The 15,731-nt window shown below is 74.1% G+C and carries 16 protein-coding genes; 7 read left to right on the top strand and 9 right to left on the bottom strand.

What is annotated here, in order from left to right; translation table 11 throughout:
* Positions 1-372: NAD(P)-dependent oxidoreductase (locus AKI01S_RS20595; protein WP_157419971.1), on the top strand; the 372-nt coding region annotated here is incomplete at its 5' end.
* 31 nt (positions 373-403) lie between these two features.
* On the opposite strand, the gene AKI01S_RS20590 is transcribed toward AKI01S_RS20595, so the two are convergent.
* Together AKI01S_RS20590 and map are read right to left on the bottom strand one after the other, a co-directional pair.
* Positions 404-1,081, bottom strand: coding sequence for a ComEA family DNA-binding protein (locus AKI01S_RS20590; RefSeq protein ID WP_067820166.1), 678 nt, complete (start codon positions 1,079-1,081; stop codon positions 404-406).
* Positions 1,082-1,135: 54 nt separating this feature from the next.
* Positions 1,136-1,987, bottom strand: coding sequence for a type I methionyl aminopeptidase (gene map / locus AKI01S_RS20585; protein WP_067820162.1), 852 nt, complete (start codon positions 1,985-1,987; stop codon positions 1,136-1,138).
* 72 nt (positions 1,988-2,059) lie between these two features.
* Here map and AKI01S_RS20580 point away from each other — a divergent pair, with 72 nt between their 5' ends.
* A complete protein-coding gene (locus AKI01S_RS20580; protein WP_067820159.1) occupies positions 2,060-2,239 on the top strand; it encodes a hypothetical protein in 180 nt (59 codons plus the stop codon).
* Positions 2,240-2,311: 72 nt separating this feature from the next.
* Here AKI01S_RS20580 and AKI01S_RS20575 read toward each other — a convergent pair whose 3' ends face one another.
* The 5 genes from AKI01S_RS20575 to AKI01S_RS20555 form a co-directional block, all read right to left on the bottom strand.
* A complete protein-coding gene (locus AKI01S_RS20575; RefSeq protein ID WP_067820156.1) occupies positions 2,312-3,331 on the bottom strand; it encodes a hydroxyacid dehydrogenase in 1,020 nt (339 codons plus the stop codon).
* An 8-nt stretch (positions 3,332-3,339) separates the two neighbouring features.
* The gene (locus AKI01S_RS20570; RefSeq protein ID WP_067820153.1) at positions 3,340-4,248 is read right to left on the bottom strand and encodes a carbohydrate ABC transporter permease; all 909 of its coding nucleotides are present in this window, start codon (positions 4,246-4,248) and stop codon (positions 3,340-3,342) included.
* A complete protein-coding gene (locus tag AKI01S_RS20565; RefSeq protein WP_067820149.1) occupies positions 4,245-5,138 on the bottom strand; it encodes a carbohydrate ABC transporter permease in 894 nt (297 codons plus the stop codon). Before AKI01S_RS20565 ends, AKI01S_RS20570 begins: the two co-directional genes overlap by 4 nt.
* Positions 5,139-5,237: 99 nt before the next feature.
* Entirely contained in the window at positions 5,238-6,554 is a 1,317-nt protein-coding gene (locus tag AKI01S_RS20560) for an ABC transporter substrate-binding protein (protein WP_083999933.1), read from the bottom strand.
* 156 nt (positions 6,555-6,710) lie between these two features.
* Positions 6,711-7,775: a substrate-binding domain-containing protein gene (locus AKI01S_RS20555; RefSeq protein WP_067820143.1), complete on the bottom strand. Its 1,065-nt coding sequence runs from the start codon at positions 7,773-7,775 to the stop codon at positions 6,711-6,713.
* Positions 7,776-8,047: 272 nt separating this feature from the next.
* Between AKI01S_RS20555 and AKI01S_RS20550 the strand changes: the two genes are divergently transcribed.
* Both AKI01S_RS20550 and AKI01S_RS20545 read left to right on the top strand, forming a co-directional pair.
* Positions 8,048-9,766 (top strand): glycoside hydrolase family 35 protein, encoded by a 1,719-nt coding sequence (locus tag AKI01S_RS20550; RefSeq protein ID WP_245681707.1) that lies wholly within the window; start codon positions 8,048-8,050, stop codon positions 9,764-9,766.
* Complete coding sequence (locus AKI01S_RS20545) at positions 9,763-10,551, top strand: sugar phosphate isomerase/epimerase family protein (RefSeq protein ID WP_245681706.1); 789 nt, start codon at positions 9,763-9,765, stop codon at positions 10,549-10,551. Before AKI01S_RS20550 ends, AKI01S_RS20545 begins: the two co-directional genes overlap by 4 nt.
* 6 nt (positions 10,552-10,557) lie before the next feature.
* Here the strand turns inward: AKI01S_RS20545 and AKI01S_RS20540 are convergent, their stop codons facing one another.
* Complete coding sequence (locus AKI01S_RS20540) at positions 10,558-11,700, bottom strand: ArsR/SmtB family transcription factor (RefSeq protein ID WP_067820137.1); 1,143 nt, start codon at positions 11,698-11,700, stop codon at positions 10,558-10,560.
* A 101-nt stretch (positions 11,701-11,801) separates the two neighbouring features.
* On the opposite strand from AKI01S_RS20540, the gene AKI01S_RS20535 reads away from it, so the two are divergent.
* Positions 11,802-12,941 (top strand): serine hydrolase domain-containing protein, encoded by a 1,140-nt coding sequence (locus AKI01S_RS20535; protein ID WP_169813986.1) that lies wholly within the window; start codon positions 11,802-11,804, stop codon positions 12,939-12,941.
* A gap of 208 nt (positions 12,942-13,149) precedes the next feature.
* On the opposite strand, the gene AKI01S_RS20530 is transcribed toward AKI01S_RS20535, so the two are convergent.
* Positions 13,150-13,755 carry a hypothetical protein gene (locus AKI01S_RS20530; protein WP_067820131.1) on the bottom strand — a complete coding sequence of 202 codons (606 nt, stop codon included), beginning with the start codon at positions 13,753-13,755 and terminating at the stop codon, positions 13,150-13,152.
* A gap of 122 nt (positions 13,756-13,877) precedes the next feature.
* Between AKI01S_RS20530 and npdG the strand changes: the two genes are divergently transcribed.
* Positions 13,878-14,576: an NADPH-dependent F420 reductase gene (gene npdG, locus AKI01S_RS20525; protein ID WP_067820128.1), complete on the top strand. Its 699-nt coding sequence runs from the start codon at positions 13,878-13,880 to the stop codon at positions 14,574-14,576.
* Positions 14,577-14,624: 48 nt separating this feature from the next.
* Positions 14,625-15,677 carry a potassium channel family protein gene (locus AKI01S_RS20520; protein WP_067820125.1) on the top strand — a complete coding sequence of 351 codons (1,053 nt, stop codon included), beginning with the start codon at positions 14,625-14,627 and terminating at the stop codon, positions 15,675-15,677.
* Positions 15,678-15,731 lie beyond the last annotated feature (54 nt).

Raw genomic sequence — 15,731 nt, 5'->3', positions numbered from 1 at the left:
GAGGGGCTGCGCGAGGCGGGCGTGCGGCGGCTGGTCGTGGTCGGCGGCGCGGGGAGCCTGGAGGTCGCGCCCGGCACCCGCCTGGTCGACACCCCCGACTTCCCCGCGATCTACAAGAACGAGTCCCTCGCCCAGGCCGAGCTGCTCCAGGTGATCCGCGCCGAGGCCGGGGACCTGGACTGGACCTACGTCTCGCCCGCCGCCGAGATCGCCCCCGGCGAGCGCACCGGGACCTTCCGGACCGGCGGCGACCGGCTGCTGGCCGACGCCGCGGGCGACAGCCGGATCAGCGCCGAGGACTACGCGGTCGCGCTGGTCGACGAGCTGGAGAAGCCGCAGGCGGTGGGCCGCCGCATCACCGTGGCCTACTGACCGGCCCGCCGGGCCGCCGCCGGCCGGCGGGTCAGCGGATGAAGACGGCGTGGTCGGCGATGCCGGGCGTCAGGTCCGGGGGCAGCCCGGCCACCGCCGACAGCTCCTCGGCCGACAGGAAACCGCCGGTCTCGGCCCGCACCCTCACGATCTGCTCGGCCATCTCCCCGGTCACGCCCGGCAGCTGCGTCAGCACCCCGGCCGGGGCGTGGTTGACGTCGACCAGGCCGCCGTCCTGGTACTCGCGGGGCAGGTCGGGGCGGCCGATGCGCAGCTCCCGGGCGAGGCCGGGGTCCCGCGCGGCCAGCTCCCGCGCCTTCTCCCGCAGCAGCCGCTGCCGCCGCACGCGTTCCACGACCTGCTCGTTGCCGATGCCCGACAGCCCGTCGGGGTCGAACACCCGCGAGCGGATCAGGAACGCGTGCGCGCTGCCCACCACCGCCAACGCGAAGATCAGCACCCCGGCGAGCCGCTCGGGGCCGTCGCCCTGCACCCGCAGCAGCGTCACGAACAGGCCGATGTAGGCCAGCGACGCCAGCAGCAGGTGCAGGCTGCGCCGCCACAGCGCCGCCGCCGCGAACGTGAACGCCGTCCCGTACCCCAGCGTCAGCACGGGCAGCGCGGCCCACGTCACGCTCAGCGCCGCCCGGCCCGGCGGCATGCTGTCGGAGGGCACCCGGGGCGGGCCGTTCGGCACTGGAGCGTTCATCGCGTGACCTCCCTGGTCGCGGTCAGGGATCGTGCGCGGGCCCGGTCGCGTGACCTAGGGCAGGGTCAGGATCTCGTGGCCGTTCTCGGTCACCAGGATCGTGTGCTCGAACTGCGCGGTCCGCCTGCGGTCCTTGGTCACCACGGTCCAGCCGTCGGGCCACATGTCGTAGTCGTGGGTGCCGAGCGTCAGCATCGGCTCGATCGTGAACGTCATCCCCGGCTGCATGATGGTGGTGGCCGTCGGGTCGTCGTAGTGCGGCACCACCAGCCCCGAGTGGAACGTGGTGCCGATGCCGTGCCCGGTGAAGTCGCGCACCACGCCGTAGCCGAACCGCTTGGCGTAGGACTCGATGACCCGGCCGATCACGTTGATGGCGCGGCCCGGCGCGACCGCCCTGATGCCGCGCGTCATCGCCTCGCGGGTGCGCTCCACCAGCAGCCGCGACTCCTCGTCCACGTCCCCCACCAGGAACGTGGCGTCGGTGTCGCCGTGCACGCCGTCGATGAAGGCGGTGATGTCGATGTTGATGATGTCGCCGTCGCGCAGCACCGTGTCGTCGGGGATGCCGTGGCAGATCACCTCGTTGATCGAGGTGCACAGCGACTTGGGGTAGCCCCGGTAGCCGAGGGTGGAGGGGTAGGCGTCGTGGTCGAGCAGGAACTCGTGCCCGATCACGTCCAGCTCGTCGGTGGTGATCCCCGGCCGGATGTGCTTGCCGACCTCTTCCAGGGCCTGCGCGGCGATCCTGCCCGCGACCCGCATCCGCTCGATGGTCTCGGGCGTCTTGACGTCGGCCTCACCGGTCTTCGGCCGCTTCTTTCCCACGTACTCCGGTCGCGGGATGTGCGAGGGGACCTTCCGCATGGGCGAGACACGGCCGGGCTGGAGTAGGTGGGTCGTCATAGTGCTTGAGTGTAGTCAGCCACGACGGGGCAGTAATCCGGCACGGGGGACAAGATCGATCGGAGGACGCGGATGAAGGACGGCGACGGCGACTGGTGGTTCTGCCTCAAGCACATGAAGGTGGAGCACGGCGCGGGCTGCCCGAACAAGGATCGGATGGGCCCCTACCGGACCGAGGGCGAGGCCGCCAACGCCCTGCAACTGGCCCGTGAGCGCAACGAGGCGTGGGCGCGCCAGGACGAAGAGGACTGAACCGGGACCGGGCGGCCCCGGCGGCGGGGGGACGGCCCGCTCCCGTCCCCCCTCCCGGTCGGGCCGGTCCGGTCAGGCCGACCGGGACAGCGCCTCCGCGTGGACGGCGTGCGCGAACGGCAGCCCGGCGGCGTAGCGTTCCAGCTCGTCCAGCGCCGCGTGCGCCATGCGCGGCAGCTCCCCGCCGAGCGACCCGGCGATGTGCGGGGTCAGCAGGACGTTGGGGAGCGTGAACAGCGGCGAGTCGGGCGGCAGCGGCTCGGGGTCGGTCACGTCGATCACCGCGTGCAGCCGTCCGGCGGCCAGCTCCCGTTCCAGCGCGGCGGTGTCGACCAGCGACCCCCGCGCGGTGTTGACCACGGTGGCGCCGTCGCGCAGCAGCGCCAGCCGCCGCCGGTCCAGCAGGTGACGGGTCTCGGGCAGCTCGGGGGCGTGCAGGGTCACCACGTCACTGGCCGACAGCAGCTCCTCCAGCCCGACGGGACGGGCGCCCAGTGCGTGCGCCCCGGCCGCGTCCAGATAGGGGTCGTGGACGAGGAGGTCCAGGTCGAACGGGCGCAGCAGCTTCAGGACGCGGCGGCCGATCCGGGAGGCGCCGACGACGCCCACGACCCGCCGGTAGTTGCCGAGGCCGGGGTACAGGGCCGCCCAGTCGCGGCGGGTCCGGTCGGCGGCGTAGTGCCGGGCGATGTCCAGGACGCGCTTGCCCGCGAACAGGATCGCGGCGACGGTGTACTCGGCGACCGGCAGCGCGTTGGCGGTGGCGGCCGACGACACGGCGACGCCCCGTTCCCAACAGGCGTCGGTGACGTGGTGCTTCACCGATCCGGCGGCGTGCACCACGGCCCGCAGCCCCGGCATGGCCGCCAGCGCGGCGGCGTCCAGCGGAGGGCAGCCCCAGCAGGTCACCAGCACCTCGGCCGCCGCCAGCGGCCCGGCGGCGGCCGGGGCGGCGAAGTCGTCGACCACCAGGGCGGGGTCCACCTCGGCGAGCCGTTCCAGCCGGGCCAGCGCCGCCGGGTCGAACAGCGCCGGGAGCACTCCCGGGTCCATCGCCAGCACCGCGCGGGGGCGGCGGCCGGGTTCGGTCATGGGTTCCCTCACTTCACGGCTCCGGCGGTCAGGCCCGATCTCCAGTGCCGCTGGAGCAGCACGAACGCCAGCACCAGCGGCACCACCGCCACCAGCGACCCGGTGACCACCAGCGGGTACAGCTCGGGCTGGGTGGCGCGGGAGGAGGCGTTCCACATGTAGAGGCCCAGGCTGACCGGGTAGAGCCGGTCGTCGGACAGCATCAGCAGCGGCAGCAGGAAGTTGTTCCAGGCCGCCGTGAACTGGAACAGGAAGATCGTGACGAACGCGGGGCGCAGCATCGGCAGCGCCACCCGCCAGAACGCGACCGGCTCGGACGCCCCGTCGATCCGGGTCGCCTCCAGCACCTCGTCCGGCACGTAGGAGGCGCTGAACACCCGCGCCAGGTACACCCCGAACGGGTTGACCAGCATCGGTAGGAACACACCCCAGAACGAGTTGACCAGCCCCACCTCGGAGGCGAGCAGGTAGGTCGGCAGCGCCGTCGCGGTGGCGGGCACCAGCACGCCCAGCAGCACCAGCCCGTACAGCCGCTCCTTGCCCCGGAAACGGTACTTGTCGAACGCGAACCCGGCCGCCACGCAGACCAGCGCGCCGACCAGGGCGCCGCCGCCCGCGTACAGGACGCTGTTGAGCAGCCAGCGGCCGTAGACGCCGCCGTTCTCGGTGAACAGGCGGACGAGGTTGTCCCACAGGTCGAACCGGGCGAGCTCGAAGCCGCCGGTGCCGAACAGGTCGCGGCGGTCCTTGGTGGCGGCGATCACCAGCCAGGTCAGCGGCAGCAGCATGTACGCCAGGCCCACCACCAGCACCGCGTTGACCACGGTGGGGGCCATCAGGGCGGGGCGGCGGCGCGGCGCGGGCGCGGGGCGGCGCGCGGGCGGGGCCGGGGCCTTCGTCAGGACGGGGGCGCTCATGCGGTCCTCCGGCGGGCGCTGAGACGGGTGACCAGGAACGACAGCAGGCCGGCGAACGCCGCCAGCAGCAGCGAGGACGCCGCGGCCAGGCCGTGGTCCTGCCCGGCGGCGGCGTTGTAGGCGTACATGGCGGGGCTCCAGGCGGCCTCGATGCCCGCGCCCGCCCGGAACAGCACCTGCGGCTCGGTGAACAGTTGCAGCGCCCCGATCGTGGTGAACAGCGCGGCGGTGAGCACGGCGGGCCGGATCAGCGGCAGCTTGACGCTCCAGGCGGTCCGCGCGGCCCCGGCGCCGTCGATGGTGGCGGCCTCCAGCACGTCGCGCGGCACCGCCTGGAGCGCCGCGAAGAAGATCACGACGTTGTAGCCGGTCCACTGCCAGGCGGCGATGTTGACCACCGAGACGAGCATGCGGTCGGCCGACAGGAAGTCCCACCCGATCCCGCCCGCGCGCAGCAGGTCCACCACCGGGCTGAGGCCCGGCGTGTAGAGGAACACCCACACGATCGCGGCGATGATGCCGGGCACCGCGTGCGGCAGGAACAGCCCGAGCAGCACCGCCCGGCGGGCCCGCGCGTACGCCGAGTCCAGCAGCAGCGCCAGCAGCAGCGCGGCCCCGATCATCACGGGGATGTAGACCAGGCAGTAGGCGACGATGTGCGCGAAGCCGTCGACGAACGCGTCGTCGCGCAGGGCCCTGGCGTAGTTGCCCAGTCCGGCGAAGACCGTCTCGGCGCCGCCGAAGCCCAGTCCGGAACCGCGCTCGGTGAACAGGCTCAGCCAGGCGGCGTAGCCGAGGGGCGCCAGCGTGAACGCGGCGAACAGGACGAGGAACGGGCCGAGGAACAGGATCGGCGCGCCGCGCCGCCGGCGCGGCGAGGTCTGGGCCATGCGTGCTCCAGTGATCGAGGGACGGAGAGCGCGCGGCCCGCCGGGGGAGGCCCGGCGGGCCGCGCGGGAAGGCGGGTCGGCGGGTCGGCGGGGCGGCGGTCAGGAGGTGACCGACAGCCCGCGGCCCTTCAGCTCCGCGACGGTCTTGCCCTGCGCGGCGGTGAGGGCGTCGGCGAGCTTGGCCGAACCGCTGGTGAAGGCGTTGATGCCGGTCTTGAGCTCGGTGTTGGTGGCGGCCATGGCCGGGCCCCACGCCCAGCCCGTCGGCATCGTCCCCAGCGCGTCCCCGGCGACCTTGTAGATGTCCTGGCCGCCGTAGAAGGCGGTGTCGAACGTCTTGGCCGCGACCGGGACCAGGTCGGGGGAGGCGGGCAGGGCGCTGCTGGTGCCGCTGGACAGCTGCGCCCTGATGCCGTCGGCGGAGTTGTTCAGCCAGGTGATGAACTGGGTGGCCTTGTCGGCCTTGGTGGTGCCCTTGGTGAGCGCCGCGCCCGCGCCGCCGTACCCGGCGGAGGTCGGCCTGCCGTTCCAGCTGGGCAGCGGCGCGACGGCCCACTTGCCGGACTGTCCGGGGACGAGGGTCTTCAGCACGCCCGCGTTCCAGGCGCCGCTGATGACGCTGAGGACCTCGCCCTTCTGCATGCTCTGGGTGAGCGGGTCGGTGGCGCTCTGCGCCTTCACCAGGTCCTTGTCGACCAGCCCCTGCCAGTAGTCGGCGACCTTCCGGGACTCGGGCGAGTCGATGGCGACCTTCCAGCTGTCGCCCTGGGTGCCGAACCACCTGGCCCCGGCCTGCCAGGACAGCCCGGCCAGCAGCACCGGGTCGTCGGTGAGGAACGAGCCGAGGCGGGCCTTGGAGTCGGCCTTCCTCACCTTCTCGGCGGCGGCCTTGTAGTCGTCCCAGGTCCTGGGCACCGCCAGCCCGTGCTTGTCGAACAGGTCCCTGCGGTAGAAGTAGACCATCGTGCCGATGTCGCGGGGCATCGCCCAGGTCTTGCCGCCGAACGTCACCAGCTCGCCGACCGAGGCGGGGTACCGGCCCTTGACGGTCGAGGCCCCGGCGGAGGGCAGGTCCTTCAGGACGCCCTGGGTGACGAACGCCGGGAGCATCGCGTACTCGACGGTCGCGACGTCGGGGGCGTTGCCCGCCTTCACCGCGTTGCTGATCTTGTCGTAGCCCCCGTTGGCCCCGGCGGGGATCTCCTCGAACCTGACCTGGACGTCCTTGTGGGTCCGGTTGAACAGCTCCACGGCCTCCTTCTGGCCCTTCAGCCAGGACCAGTAGGTGAGGGTGACCGGACCGCCGTCGCCTCCGGCGTCCCCGCCCGAACCGCCGCAGGCGGTGGCGGCCAGGGCGAGCGCCGTCAGAGAGGCGGCGAGGGCGGCGGCCGGACGGCGGGGCGTCCGCCGGGACATGCGCATCATGATCGTCCAGCTCCTGAACGTGAGGGGGACACGGGGGAAATGCTGGACATCTTTGATGTCTGTTCGTTCACAGTCAAGAGCGAACGAACATTTCGATCAGCAACGAAAGGATCTCGGCATGATCGATGAGGTGGGCTGAGCGTTCGTTCACCGCTCCGCGGCGCCGCAGGAGGAGCGCACCCGCAGCTCGGGCACCAGGCTCAGCCGGTGCGGCGGACGCCGCGGGTCGCGCAGCCGCCGCACCAGCGTCTCCACCGCCGCCGCGCCCACGGCGCGCTTGGGCGGGGCCACGGCGGTGAGCGGAACGTCGGCCAGCCCCGCGACCTCGTCGTCGTAGGCCACGATCGCCAGGTCGCCCGGGACGTCCAGCCCGGCCGCCCGCAACCGCTGGACCAGCAGGATCGCGTCCTGGTCGGTGTGCACCAGCGCCCCGTCCAGCTCGCCCCGGCGCACCGCCGCCACGATCCGCTCCACCTGGTCCTCGGTGGTGGGGGCGGCGACGTCGGGGGCCTGGGTGGGCAGCGTGAACGCCGGGCCCGCCGCCAGGCCCAGGTCGGCGAGGGCGGCGTCGTGGCCCGCGCGCAGCCAGGGCTCGGTGGGGGTGGTGCGCAGCACCAGGCCGAGCCGCTCGCGGCCCAGCCCCGCCAGGTGCCGGACGGCCTGGTAGGCGCCCTGGGCGTGGTCGGAGCGGACGTGCTCCAGCGGGACGCAGCCGCGCGCGCTCTCGCGTTCCACCAGCACGGCGGGCACCCGCAGCGCGGCCAGCCACTCCAGGGTCGCGGGCGAGTCGCCGGGGGCCTCGTTGGAGGTGACCAGCAGCCCGGCCGCGCCCGCGGCCGCCAGCCGTTCGGCCTGCTCGCGGTCCTGCCCGGCCGCGTAGCCGGAGATGCCGAGGGTGAGCCGGGCGCCCAGCGCCGCCGCGGCCGTCCGCGCCCCCTGGATGATCTCGGGGAAGTAGTAGCCCGCCGACGGGACCACCAGGCCGAGCACCAGGTCGGGCGCCGGTCCCGCGAGTCCCTCGGACCCGGCGGCCTCCGGGAGCGTGGCCCCGCCGTGCACCCGCGTGACCAGCCCCTGCGCGGCCAGCTGCTCGATGTCACGGCGGACGGTCACGGCCGAGACGCCGAGCCGGTCGGCCACGTCGCTGACGCGGATCGACCCGTGGCGGCGGAGTTCTTCGAGGATGGCGTTGTGCCGGTGGTCGGCGAGCACCGGGGCTCCTTCTGGTCAACGGGGGGACGGGACGGCGGCGCCACCGGGGCGGCGCCGGACCGTGCTGTTCCGGAAGTCTAGCGTTCCTGTTCGTAATTGAACGTTTATGATCGAACGATCAAACCACTCTTGACGTGATCGCTTTCCGCTCCGTACGGTGGCGCCGCGTTCCACGCTTCCAACGCCCGACCCCCGGAGCCCCAATGCCCACCCCCACCTCCAACACCCCACCCGATGCCGCAGCCGATGCCGTGAGTGCGCGGGGAACGCGCGTGCTGTCGGGGGCCATGCACTACTTCCGCACGCTCCCCCCGCAGTGGCCGCAGCGGCTGGCGGCGTTGCGCGCGATGGGGCTGGACACCGTCGAGACCTACGTGCCGTGGAACCTGCACGAGCCCCGGCCCGGCGAGTACGTCTTCACCGGCCTGACCGACGTGGAGGGCTTCCTGCGCGCCGCCGCCGACGCGGGCCTGCGCGCCATCGTGCGGCCCGGCCCCTACATCTGCGCCGAGTGGGACAACGGCGGCCTGCCCGCCTGGCTCCGGGCCGACGGCGAGATCCCGCTGCGCTGCATGGACCGCCGCTACCTGGACGCGGTGGACCGCTGGTTCGATGTGCTGATCCCCCGGCTGGTCCCGCACCTGGCCACCCGCGGCGGCAACGTGATCATGATGCAGGTGGAGAACGAGTACGGCTCCTACGGCAGCGACCGCGCCTACCTGGCGCACCTGCGCGACGGCCTGCGCGCGCGGGGCGTGGACGTGCCGCTGTTCACCTCCGACGGCGGCACCGACCTGATGCTGACCGGCGGGAACGTGCCCGGCGTCCCCGCCACCGCCAACTTCGGCAGCGGCGCGGCCGGGGAGTTCGCGGCCCTGCGCCGCCACCGCCCGGACGACCCGCTGTTCTGCATGGAGTTCTGGTGCGGCTGGTTCGGGCAGTGGGGGAGGCCGGCGGTGACCCGGCCCGCCGCGGACGCGGCGGCCGCGCTGGCGGAGGTCCTCGCGGCGGGCGCATCGGTGAACGTCTACATGGCGCACGGCGGCACCAGCTTCGGCTTCCACGCGGGCGCCAACGCGGACGGCGACCTGCACGACGGCGTCTACCGGCCGCAGACCACCTCCTACGACTACGACGCCCCGCTCGACGAACGCGGCGCGCCCACCGCCAAGTACCGGGCGTTCCGCGAGATCCTGTCCCGCCACGCCGCCGCGCCGCCGCCCGAGCCCCCGCCGCCCGCGCCGACCCTGCCCCCGGCGAGCCTGCCGGTGGCCGACACCGTCCGGCTGCTGGACTGCCTGCCGGAACTGACCGCCCGCACGGCGGAGACGGCCGTGCCGCCCACGTTCGAGGAGCTGGGGCAGGCGTACGGGCTGGCGGTGTACCGGGCGACGCTGCCGGGCCCGCGCCCGGAGCTCCCGCTGTCGGTGCGCGGCCTGCGCGACCGCGCCCACCTGCTGGTGGACGGCGAGCCGCGCGCCGTCCTGGAACGCGACGGCCGCACCGGCGCGCCGGTCGCCGTGCCGGGCGGCGGCGCCGAGGTCACCCTGGTCGTGGAGGCCATGGGACGGATCAACTACGGGCCGCTGCTCGGCGAGCGCAAGGGCATCACCGGCGGTGTCCTGCACGAGCGCCAGTACGTCCACGGCTGGCGCACCGCCTCGGTGCCGCTGGACGACATCGCCCGCGTCCCCTGGGGCCGCGCGCGCCGGAGCGCGGGACCGGCGTTCCACCGCGCCTGGCTGGAGGTCGCCGCACCCGCCGACGCCTTCGTCGCGCTGCCCGGCTGGGGCAAGGGCTACGTGTGGGTGAACGGGTTCTGCCTGGGCCGCTACTGGGAGGCCGCCGGGCCGCAGCGCGCCCTGTACCTGCCGTGGCCGCTGCTCGCCCCGGGCCGCAACGAGATCGTCGTGCTGGAGCTCGACGAGCCCGCCGACCCCGTCCCGGACCGCCGCGTCGAGATCCGCGACCGGCCGGGGGAGGCGCGGTGACGCGGGCGGCGTTCTCCACGCTCGGCGTCCCCGGCATGCCCCTGCCCGAGGTGCTGGACCTGGCCGTCCGGACCGGTTACGCCGGTCTCGAACTGCGCTGCGCCGAGGACGGGCCCGTCCACACCGGGCTGACGTCCGCCGGTCGCCGGGCGGTGGCCGCCGCCCTCGACGGCGCGGGCGTCGTCCCGCTGTGCGCGGCCTCCTACGTCCGGGTCGCCGCGCCCGGCCCGGACGGCCCGGTGGTCGACGCGCTGCGCGCCCACCTCGACCTGGCCGCCGACCTCGGCGCGGCGCACGTGCGGGTGTTCCCCGGCGCCGACCCCGCCGACCCCGACGCCGAACGCCGCGCCGCCGCCCGCCTGACCGCCGTGGCGGGCGCCGCGCGGGCCCGGGGCGTCGCGGTCGCGGTGGAGACCCACGACTCCCACCGCGCCGGACGGGACCTGGCGCGGCTGCTGGACGGCGTGCCCGGCGCGCGGGCGCTGTGGGACGTCCTGCACGGCCACCGGGCGGGCGAGACCCCCGAACGCACCCACGCCGCCCTCGCCGACCGCCTGGCCTACGTGCAGGTCAAGGACGCCGACCCGGCCGGGACCCCGGTCGCGCTCGGCGCCGGGACGCTGCCCCTGGACGAGGTCGGCCGCGTCCTGGGCGCGCACGGCTACGACGGCTGGCTGTGCTGGGAGTACGAGGCCGCCTGGCACCCCGGCGCCGCGCCGCTGCCGGCCCTGCTGGCGGCCGGACGCGCTCGCATGGAACGCCTCCTCGGCCCGTCGCGGCCCTGAACCCGGTCAGGCGAGGATGTCGCCCAGAGCGTCGGTGAGCCTGCCGCGGGCGTCGCGGACCAGGTGGTAGTAGACGTAGTAGCTGTGCCGTTCCGCGCTGACCCACCCGGCCTCCGCCAGCACCTTCAGGTGCCGGGAGACGGCGGCCTCGGTGAGGCCGACCAGCCCGGCGATCTCGCGGGTCGAGCGCGGCCGCGCCGCCAGCAGGCCCAGGACCTGGAGCCGGGTGGGGTCCGCCGCCGAACGCAGGAGCCCGAGCAGGTCCTCGGGCGGTGACGGCGGGCGCGCCTGCCGTTCCAGCTCGGCCAGCGCGTAGGTGATCCGCACGGTCTGCCGGGTGCGGCCCGCCCGCCGTTCGCGGTGCCCCGCGGCGACGACCTGCGGCCAGGTGAAGTGGGAGGGCACGAGCAGGAGCCGGTCGCCCTCCGCCAGCGCGAGGTCGAGCGCGGGGGCGCCGCCGCGGCGCGGGGGAGAGGACAGGACCACCTCGTGGCCGTGGCGTTCGACGCGCAGCCGCGGGGCGAGCCCCTCCAGCGTGGCGGCCACGCCGTGCCGCGCCCCCGCCCGGCCGCGCCGGACGATGTCGGCGAGCAGGTGCCTCTCCAGGCTCGGCCAGTCCGGGGCGAGGCACGCGTCCCAGTAGGACGACAGCAGCCCGGCGAACCGCTCGCGGGAGCGTTCGGGGTCGGCGGCGAGCTCACCGAGAACCGGCAGCGACGCGGGGTGCAGCGACGCGACCCGCTTTTCCGCCCGTTCCCGTAGGGCGGGGTCGCGGAGGAAATCCTCCAGCCGCACATGAAAAGCGCGCCCGTTCTCTTCCAGCGCGCCCGCGATCAACTGTTCGGCGTAATGCTCCACCGGCGCCTTCCGGAACGCCGCCGCCTGGTCGGGCCACGACCATACTCCGCTCTCCTCCCATATCCGGGGGAACCCCAGCGGCCGGTTCCGCAGCCAGAAGGCGAACGCGTCGATTTCCTTCCGCAGTTCGGCGTCGATGCGCTCGCGCATTTCCAGGGACCAGGAGATGTGCAGGGGATGGTCTTTCACCGTGCCGAGGACGTGCAGGCTGCGCAGCATCTCGTGGGCCGCCGAACCGCCGAAGGCGACCGCGCCGAGATCCGCCGCGTCCATCCGGACCCGCATGCCCATGGTGCCCGCTCCTACCGATTGACTCGTTCGTTGATCAGTTGGGCCCGGCCTCCGCGCTCGCGTACGGTCCTTTTCGACGCCAGCACGAAGGAGGCATCTCCGTGACCATTCAGCGGAGGACATTTCTCGGTGGAATCGCCCTGGCCGCGCTCGTTTCCGCCGAGCCGGCGATCGCCCGGCCCCGAATTTTCGCAGACGTTCCGGATAAATGGAAGGCATACGACGACCATCTCGAAGAACTCGCGGCGGCCGGAAGGTTCTCCGGCGCGGTGCTGGTGGCGAAGGGCGGCCGGACCCTGCTCGCGAAGGGCTACGGAATGGCCGACCGCGCGAGGAGCGAGCCCAACACGGCGAGGACCGGGTTCAGCATCGGCTCGATGAACAAGATGATGACGGGCGTGGCGACCGCGCAGCTCGTCGCCGCGGGACGGCTGTCCTTCCAGGACACGATCGGCGCCCACCTCTCCGGCTTCCCGCGCGAGATCGCCGACCGGGTCACCGTCCATCACCTGCTCACCCACACCTCGGGCCTGGGGGACGTGCCGCTCGTCGACGGCAGGCGGCCGCTCACCATCGACGAGCTGATGAAGGAGATCGTCAAGCAGCCACCGAAGGCCGAGCCGGGCGGTCCCATGGTTTACAGCAACGCCGGGTACATCGTCCTCGGGGCGATCATCGAGCGCGTCAGCGGCGGGGACTACGCCCGCCACGTGCGCGGGCGCATCCTCGCGCCCGCGCGGATGCGCCACACCGCCTTCCGCGTGTACACGCCGTCGAAGGTGCCGCACATGGCCCACCCCTACGCCCTGCTCGACGCGAACGGCAGGTGGGTGGGGATGCCCCGGCCCGACGGCACCCTTCCCGAGGGCGAGCTGCGCGACGTGGGCGACCGGACCTCGTCCGCGACGCCGGGCGGCGGTGCCATCTCCACGGTCGCGGACGTGCTGGCGTTCTCCCGGGCGCTGCTGGGCCACCGGCTGCTCGACCCCGGGCTCACCGCGACCGTCCTGGAGGGCAAGGTCGACCGGCCGGGGCCGCCGGGCGCCAGGTACGGCTACGGCTTCAGCCTCGACCGGGTGAACGGCGTCGACGTCGTCGGGCACAACGGCGGCACGATGGGCTACTGGTGCCAGCTCGACATGTACCCGGCCACGGGGCACACGGTGGTCATCCTGACCAACCAGGACGGCGCCCTCCCCCCGGCGCTCAGAAAATCGCGCGACCTGGTGACGCAGCCCTAGCCGACCACGGCGCAGTCGACCCCTACGCCCAGGGCCTGTTTCAAGGTGGGCCTCAGCCACGCACGCGAGCGCGTGACCTGACCTGCGGGTCCGACGCCGAAGGCGAGGGCCCGCGGGTCAGATCGCGAAGCGATGCCGCGCTCGCCAAGACCTGGTGAGGCGCGAGCCCCCCGGGCGAGCGCCGTAGGCCAGGGCTTTTGAAACACAGCTAGTCGACCACGGGGCCGCTGACGGTCTCCAGCAGGCGGGCCAGGCGTCCGCGCAGCCCGCGCTCGCGGCGGCGGGGGGTGAACGGCTCCTGGCCGGCGGCGGCGCTCACCAGGTGCTGCGCGCCGTCGAAGGTGACCAGCGGGTCGCCCGGCGGCACCGTCAGCGCCTCGTGGGCCAGGCCGCGCAGCTCCCGGTCGCCGCCCTCCAGCGCCAGGATGACCGCGCCGGTGCGGCGGGCGTCGTCGACGCGTTCCAGCAGCGGGTCGGGGGCGTCGTCCTCGGCGACCACCAGCAGCGTCTCGCCGCGCCGGGCCTCCTCCAGCCGGTCCAGGCCGATCCGCAGGTGCGCGGGCGCGTCCGGCGGCGGCGACCAGCGCACCAGGGTGGGGGACAGGCCGGGCAGTCCCGCCAGCCGGCTCTCGTCGTCCAGGTGGGCGGCCATGTGCCACGGCTCGTCGGCGGGCGTGCCCACCAGCAGCAGGCCCCCCGGGGTACGGGCCCCCGCGCGCAGGGCGCGGCCGAGTTCCCCGGTGCGTTCCAGCCACCCGGTGGTCGACAGCACCTCGCGCAACATCGTCACCTGCTCGGCGTCCACCCGACTCATGGTGCCCCACCGGCCGCGCGGGGCAGGCGGTTTCGCCGAGAAACGGCGGGGTGGCGGAGCGCGCCGGGGCAACCGGGGCCCGGATCCGGGGGGTTCGTCCCGGACCTGGCAGACTCGCAGGCATGACTGAGCAGAAGAGCCCGCACGACCTTCCCGACGCCTCCGGCCTGACGATCGGGATCCTGGGCGGCACCGGTGACCAGGGCAAGGGGCTGGCGCTGCGGTTCGCCATGGCCGGCCACGAGGTGATCATCGGGTCCCGGAAGGCCGACCGCGCCCAGGAGGCCGCCGACGACCTGCGCTCGGTGGTCGCCGACCTGCCGGTGCGCGGGGCGGAGAACCCGGCCGCCGCCACCGCGGCCGACGTTGTGATCATCGCGGTGCCGTGGGAGGGCCACAGGCCCACTCTGGAGTCGTTGCGCTCGGAGCTGGCGGGCAAGATCGTCGTGGACTGCGTGAACCCGCTGGGCTTCGAGAAGGGCAAGGGCGCGTTCGCGCTGCCGGTCGAGGAGGGCAGCGCCGCCGAGCAGGCCGCCGCCGTGCTGACCGACAGCCGCGTGGTCGCCGCGTTCCACCACGTGTCGGCCAAGCTGCTGCTGGACCCGTCGGTGGAGTCGATGGACCTGGACGTGCTGGTGCTGGGGAACGACCGGGAGGCCACCGACCTGGTGCAGGCCCTCGCCGGGCGGATCTCCGGCATGCGCGGGATCTACGGCGGACGCCTGCACAACGCCCACCAGGTGGAGGCGTTCACCGCCAACCTGATCTCCATCAACCGCCGCTACAAGGCGCACGCGGGCCTGCGCGTGACCGACGTCTGATCCACCCCCGCCGATCTTCCGCGCCCGCGTTGGGTACCGTTACCCGACGTGGGTACGGAGGAGGTGACGCGGCGTCCCCGCGTCCAGCTGCCGCACCGGACGACCCGTCCGCTGCGCGCCGTCGCCAAGCGCGTCGCCGTCGCGACGGCGCTGCTGTTCCTGGTGGTCCTCGTGGTCGCCCTGGACGCCGACGGCTACCGCGACTCCCATGACGGGAAGGTGTCGCTGCTGGACGCCTTCTACTACGCCACCGTCACCGTCTCCACGACCGGGTACGGCGACATCACGCCGGTGTCGCCCGCCGCCCGCCTCATCAACATCGTCTTCATCACGCCGGTCCGGGTGCTCTTCCTGATCGTGCTGGTCGGCACCACCCTTGAGGTGCTGGCCGAGCGCACCCGCGAGGACTGGCGCGTCGCCCGCTGGAGGTCCCGGGTGCACGATCACATCGTGGTGGCCGGCTACGGCACCAAGGGCCGCAGCGCCATCAAGACCCTGCTCGGCACCGGGGTGGACCGGGCCTCGATCGTGGTGGTCGATCCCGATCCGCGCATGGTGGCCGACGCCGCCGAGGCCGGGTTCGTCGGGGTGCTCGGGGACGCCACCCGCAGCGACGTGCTGGGCCGGGCGGGCGTGCGGCGGGCCCGGCAGGTCGTGGTGGCCAGCGCCCGCGACGACACCGCCGTGCTGATCACCCTCACCGCCCGCCAGCTGAACCCGACCGCGGTGATCCAGGCGGCGGTCCGCGAGGCGGAGAACGTCCCGCTGCTGCGGCAGAGCGGCGCCGACAACGTCATCACCTCCTCCGAGGCGGCCGGGCGGCTGCTGGGCATGTCCGCCAGCCACCCGCACGTCAGCGCCGTCCTGGAGGACCTGCTGGAGCAGGGCAGCGGCCTGGACCTGACCGAGCGGGAGGTGCGGCCGGAGGAGGTCGGCAGGCCGGTCACGGCCGTGGGTCAGCCCGCCGTGGCGGTGGTCCGCGACGGGGTGACCCTGCCCTACGACCACGCGGCCTGCTCGGCGCTGGCCCCCGGCGACCGGCTGATCGTCGTCCGGTCCACCCCGCCCCGGGACGCGGAACCGGCCGCGCCGGAGGGGTGACGGCGGCGCGTCCGGATGCTGTCGTGGAGGGATGCGCGCGACCGGCCGGACGTA

This window comes from Actinomadura kijaniata NBRC 14229, from assembly GCF_001552175.1.
Taxonomy (GTDB): Bacteria; Actinomycetota; Actinomycetes; order Streptosporangiales; family Streptosporangiaceae; genus Spirillospora; species Spirillospora kijaniata.
The sequence above is the reverse complement of the archived record's forward strand: the minus strand, read 5'-3'. Positions and strand labels throughout refer to the sequence as shown.

Coding starts and splice junctions, on each gene's coding strand:
- AKI01S_RS20580 (WP_067820159.1), top strand. CDS start 2,060: ATGAAGGACGGCGACGGCGACTGGTGGTTCTGCCTCAAGCACATGAAG.
- AKI01S_RS20530 (WP_067820131.1), bottom strand. CDS start 13,755: ATGAGTCGGGTGGACGCCGAGCAGGTGACGATGTTGCGCGAGGTGCTG.
- AKI01S_RS20540 (WP_067820137.1), bottom strand. CDS start 11,700: ATGGGCATGCGGGTCCGGATGGACGCGGCGGATCTCGGCGCGGTCGCC.
- AKI01S_RS20570 (WP_067820153.1), bottom strand. CDS start 4,248: ATGAGCGCCCCCGTCCTGACGAAGGCCCCGGCCCCGCCCGCGCGCCGC.
- map (WP_067820162.1), bottom strand. CDS start 1,987: ATGACGACCCACCTACTCCAGCCCGGCCGTGTCTCGCCCATGCGGAAG.
- AKI01S_RS20575 (WP_067820156.1), bottom strand. CDS start 3,331: ATGACCGAACCCGGCCGCCGCCCCCGCGCGGTGCTGGCGATGGACCCG.
- AKI01S_RS20560 (WP_083999933.1), bottom strand. CDS start 6,554: ATGTCCCGGCGGACGCCCCGCCGTCCGGCCGCCGCCCTCGCCGCCTCT.
- npdG (WP_067820128.1), top strand. CDS start 13,878: ATGACTGAGCAGAAGAGCCCGCACGACCTTCCCGACGCCTCCGGCCTG.
- AKI01S_RS20565 (WP_067820149.1), bottom strand. CDS start 5,138: ATGGCCCAGACCTCGCCGCGCCGGCGGCGCGGCGCGCCGATCCTGTTC.
- AKI01S_RS20590 (WP_067820166.1), bottom strand. CDS start 1,081: ATGAACGCTCCAGTGCCGAACGGCCCGCCCCGGGTGCCCTCCGACAGC.